Origin of the sequence: Neptunomonas sp. (genome assembly GCF_041601355.1) — a bacterium.
Taxonomy (GTDB): domain Bacteria; phylum Pseudomonadota; class Gammaproteobacteria; order Pseudomonadales; family Balneatricaceae; genus Neptunomonas.
This window is the reverse complement of sequence record NZ_JBFIIH010000216.1, coordinates 1-4,024: the sequence shown is the minus strand read 5'-3', so window position 1 is coordinate 4,024 and position 4,024 is coordinate 1. Positions and strand designations below refer to the sequence as shown.

4 protein-coding genes are annotated in these 4,024 nt (G+C 46.0%); 2 read left to right on the top strand and 2 right to left on the bottom strand.

The window, feature by feature from the left end; genetic code table 11:
* Positions 1 to 1,526 (bottom strand): NAD(P)/FAD-dependent oxidoreductase (locus ABY436_RS19400; RefSeq protein WP_372740573.1); only part of this gene is annotated, 1,526 nt, incomplete at its 3' end.
* Between the two features lie 116 nt (positions 1,527 to 1,642).
* Positions 1,643 to 2,389 (bottom strand): pseudouridine synthase, encoded by a 747-nt coding sequence (locus ABY436_RS19395; RefSeq protein WP_372740572.1) that lies wholly within the window; start codon positions 2,387 to 2,389, stop codon positions 1,643 to 1,645.
* A gap of 112 nt (positions 2,390 to 2,501) precedes the next feature.
* Between ABY436_RS19395 and ABY436_RS19390 the strand changes: the two genes are divergently transcribed.
* Together ABY436_RS19390 and ABY436_RS19385 are read left to right on the top strand one after the other, a co-directional pair.
* The gene (locus tag ABY436_RS19390; RefSeq protein ID WP_372740571.1) at positions 2,502 to 3,239 is read left to right on the top strand and encodes a FadR/GntR family transcriptional regulator; all 738 of its coding nucleotides are present in this window, start codon (positions 2,502 to 2,504) and stop codon (positions 3,237 to 3,239) included.
* A gap of 174 nt (positions 3,240 to 3,413) precedes the next feature.
* Complete coding sequence (locus ABY436_RS19385; RefSeq protein WP_372740570.1) at positions 3,414 to 4,022, top strand: YhcB family protein; 609 nt, start codon at positions 3,414 to 3,416, stop codon at positions 4,020 to 4,022.
* Positions 4,023 to 4,024 lie beyond the last annotated feature (2 nt).

Genomic DNA, 4,024 nt, shown 5'->3' with positions numbered 1-4,024 from the left:
GCATAACCTGCACCTTCACCCGCCGGAAACAGACCATGAGTATTGATACTCTGGAAATCTTTGCCGCGTTTGATGCAGATAGGCGCAGAGGTGCGGGTTTCGACTCCGGTCAGCAGCGCATCTTCCAGTGCAAAGCCTTTTATCTTTCTGTTGAACGCCGGTATAGCTTCGCGAATTGCCTCAATGCAGAAATCGGGCAACGCTTTCGACAGATCTGTCAGCTTGATGCCCGGCTTAAACGATGGTTCGACACTACCGATGCTTTCTGATGAGACGCCTTTGAGGAAGTCTCCGACTTTTTGCGCGGGCGCATCATAGTTTTCACCACCCAGTACGTAAGCGTTGCTTTCCAACTGTCTCTGGAAGTCGATGCCGGCGAGTGGGCCGCCCGGATAATCCGATGGATCAATACCGACAACGATAGCGCTGTTTGCATTGCGCTCTGCACGTGAATACTGGCTCATACCGTTAGTCACTACACGGTGTTCCTCTGACGTCGCCGCCACCACAGTACCGCCCGGGCACATACAGAAGCTATACACAGAACGGCCACTTTTACAGTGATGCACCAGTTTGTAATCGGCAGCCCCCAAAATCTCATTACCGGCATTGGCTCCGAAACGTGCTTCATCAATCAGGGATTGCTGATGTTCTATTCTGAAACCAACAGAAAACGGCTTGGCTTCGATATAGACATTTTTATCATACAACATCTGGAAAGTGTCACGCGCACTATGACCGATCGCCAAGGCGACATGTCTGGACCTGATTACTTCGCCACCTGCTAACGTAACGCCGCAAATCTGCCCCGCTTCGATCTGCACATCATCGACCCGAGCACTAAAACGTATTTCGCCGCCCAGCTCGATAATTTTTGCGCGCATCTTTTCAACCATTGAAACCAAACGGAAGGTACCGATATGCGGCTTACTGACAAACATAATTTCGTCCGGCGCACCGGCGTCTACAAATTCGCTTAATACTTTACGCCCATAATGATGCGGATCTTTCACCTGGCTATATAACTTGCCATCAGAGAAGGTGCCTGCCCCGCCTTCGCCAAACTGCACGTTAGACTCGGTGTTGAGAATTTTTTTACGCCAGAAACCAAAGGTATCTTTGGTACGCTCACGTACCTCTTTACCCCGATCAAGGATGATCGGTTTATAGCCCATTTGCGCTAATACTAAGCCGGCTAACAGGCCGCAGGGGCCGAAACCGATCACGACAGGACGTTCCTGCAAGTTAGCGGGAGCCTGCGCTACGAACTGGTAACTCATGTCCGGTGTTGCTTTGATTAACTGATCATCTGCAAATTTTTCCAGAAGCGCTTGATCATTTTTTGTCTCAACATCCAGCGTGTAAATAAGGACGATATTAGTTTTTTTACGGGCGTCATAGCCGCGCCGATGCACATTATAACTGACCAGATCATCAGCTTTGATAGATAAACGAGACAAGATAACGTTGCTGATTGCCTGTTCATCGTGATCAAGCGGTAATTGAATATTGGTTAAGCGTATCATTCGGGACTTCCAGAGAATCCTTCCAGAAAACTGTTCAGAGAACCGTTCCTGAAAAAAGGTTACTTAGTTATAGTAAAGGCTGTATTTTACGCATTTATTCCCGGTCTGTCGCAGAGTCAGCCATCATCCGTTGCTAATTTATGCTCAATAGGCGTATTTATATGAGTGCTTTCATACGCTGTTAATTCCCGGCTTTGACCGGGCGCCAACTCAGGGTCAAGTGACAGCGCACCAATAGAGGTGCGATGTAAATGCAAAACAGGGTTTCTGAATCGACCAAACATCCGCTTTATTTGATGATAACGCCCTTCGGTCAGGCTCACCTGAGCGACATATTCTGAGAGTATTTGCAGTTTAGCCGGCTGCGTAGTGATATTCTCATACGCAAAATACATCCCCCCTTCGAACGCCGCGATATACTCTTGTGAAAGGGGATTTTGTAACGTGACCTGATATACCTTAGTGACTTTATTTTGCGGCGAGGTCAGCTGTCTCGACCAGCGGCCATCATTAGTCAGCAGCAATAAACCTGATGAATTCAGATCCAAACGCCCGACAATATGCAATGCGCTTTTATCGACCCTGTTATCCAGCAGGTCAATCACAGTCCGGTGCTTCTCATCCCTTGTGGCGCTGACCACGCCCACCGGTTTATTCAACATCAGATAAACACGGCTATTGGTCTGTAATACCCGACCATCCAAGACAATACGTGAGAACTCATCAACCAACTGGTCAATATTCTTCGCCACCACACCATCAAGCGTCACGCGATTATGTGCCAGCATCAGCCTGACATCTTTACGATTAATCTGCAGATAACTACTCAAAAAACGATCAAGCCTTGCCCGCTTTGACTGCATTATTTTATTCCTTAACCGTTAGGTACATGGCGGCCGTAATATTCGTTTTACAATTTAACAATAAGTCCAATCTATGAAATACTCTGATTCTGTTTTTTATGAGTAATACCGTGTGAAATCTATAGATTTTGAACCCGTCAGCCAACAAAGCCTCTCTCGCCAAATAGCAGACCAAATACGTCAGTCTATTATCGATGGGTCATTAGCAGCTGATGATCGTTTGCCAACCGAAGACGAGCTAGCATTACGTTTCAAGGTCTCACGCCCTACTATCCGTGAAGCACTAAAACGCTTAGCAGCGCAAAATCTTGTACGCTCTAAACGCGGGCCAACCGGGGGAACCTTTGTTAACCGCCCCAGTATAAGTGACCTAAGCGACTCATTGGCAGGAGCCACGACTCTTTTAATGGGATTAAATGCTTTTTCACTGGAAGAGATCACTCAGACACGTTTGGAACTTGAAGGTATTTGCTGCAGGCTAGCTGCGCAGAATCGTAGTGCCGAAGATCTGGACGCTTTGCTTCTCGAACTCCGGATTCAGGCAGATCCCAGCATTTCTGCTGAAGAATTTTGCGCATCTGACGTCAATTTTCATCGTTTGATCGCTAATGCAACAGGCAACCGTATGCTAGGCTTTGTCATGCATACCGTCATTGAGGCTTTGCAGCCTGTGGCTAATATGGTGGCACATCGTTATCGGCAGAAAGAGGTTATTCATAGCCAGCATGAGCGTTTATTCGCCGCTATCTCTTCACAAGATTGCGCACTGGCGACGCAGGTTCTATCAGAACAAGTGCTTTATTTAAGCGAACAACACCACGCGGCCCAACAAGATAAACAATCGAGTTAGGCTAAAACTAAAATTAAAACTAAAAGCATGTTAAGTTGTCAGTTCCTTGACGAGGATTAATAAGCTTTAGGGGCACTTCTATTATTCTGTACTGTAATAGCAGGCTTCACTACAAAGCTTAGTGAAAATGGCCTCAAATAAAAATATAACGTGAATATACAGTGAGGACTTACTGTGGAAGAGAGTAATATTTGGATGATTGGTATTGTCGCACTGCTTATTGGTGCATTGATAGGCTATCTACTTGGTCGTGCGGGTGGAAACTCAGGCGAAAAAGAACAATTGGATGAAGCGAAACAAGAGCTGGAAGACTACAAAACCAAAGTGGCTAGCCATTTTGAAGAAACGGCTGACTTGGTTAATAAAATGACGGAATCTTACCGGGGTGTTTATAAGCACTTGGCAACCAGTGCTCAGACGTTGTGTGATGCCGATACCGCACGCTCTATAGAGTCCAGCATGACACCACAGTTAACCGTTCAGAAAGAAGTTATAGTTGAGGAGCCAGAAAACTCAACGACGGCAGATAAAGCAAAAGCCAACACTGACGCAGAAAAAATCACAAATGCTGAACCGCCACGTGATTATGCGCCAAAGAAACCCGACCAAAAAGGTACCCTTTCTGAATCCTATGGTTTGGATAAAGAAGCGATTAAGCAGTCTGAAGCCAAATCTGAAAAAACGTCTGACAAACAAGAAACTGCAAAAAAACCGGAAACAAAACCTGAGAAACAAGAAACTGCAAAAAAATCTGATAAGGACGACGTTGCCAAAAAAGCATAAAT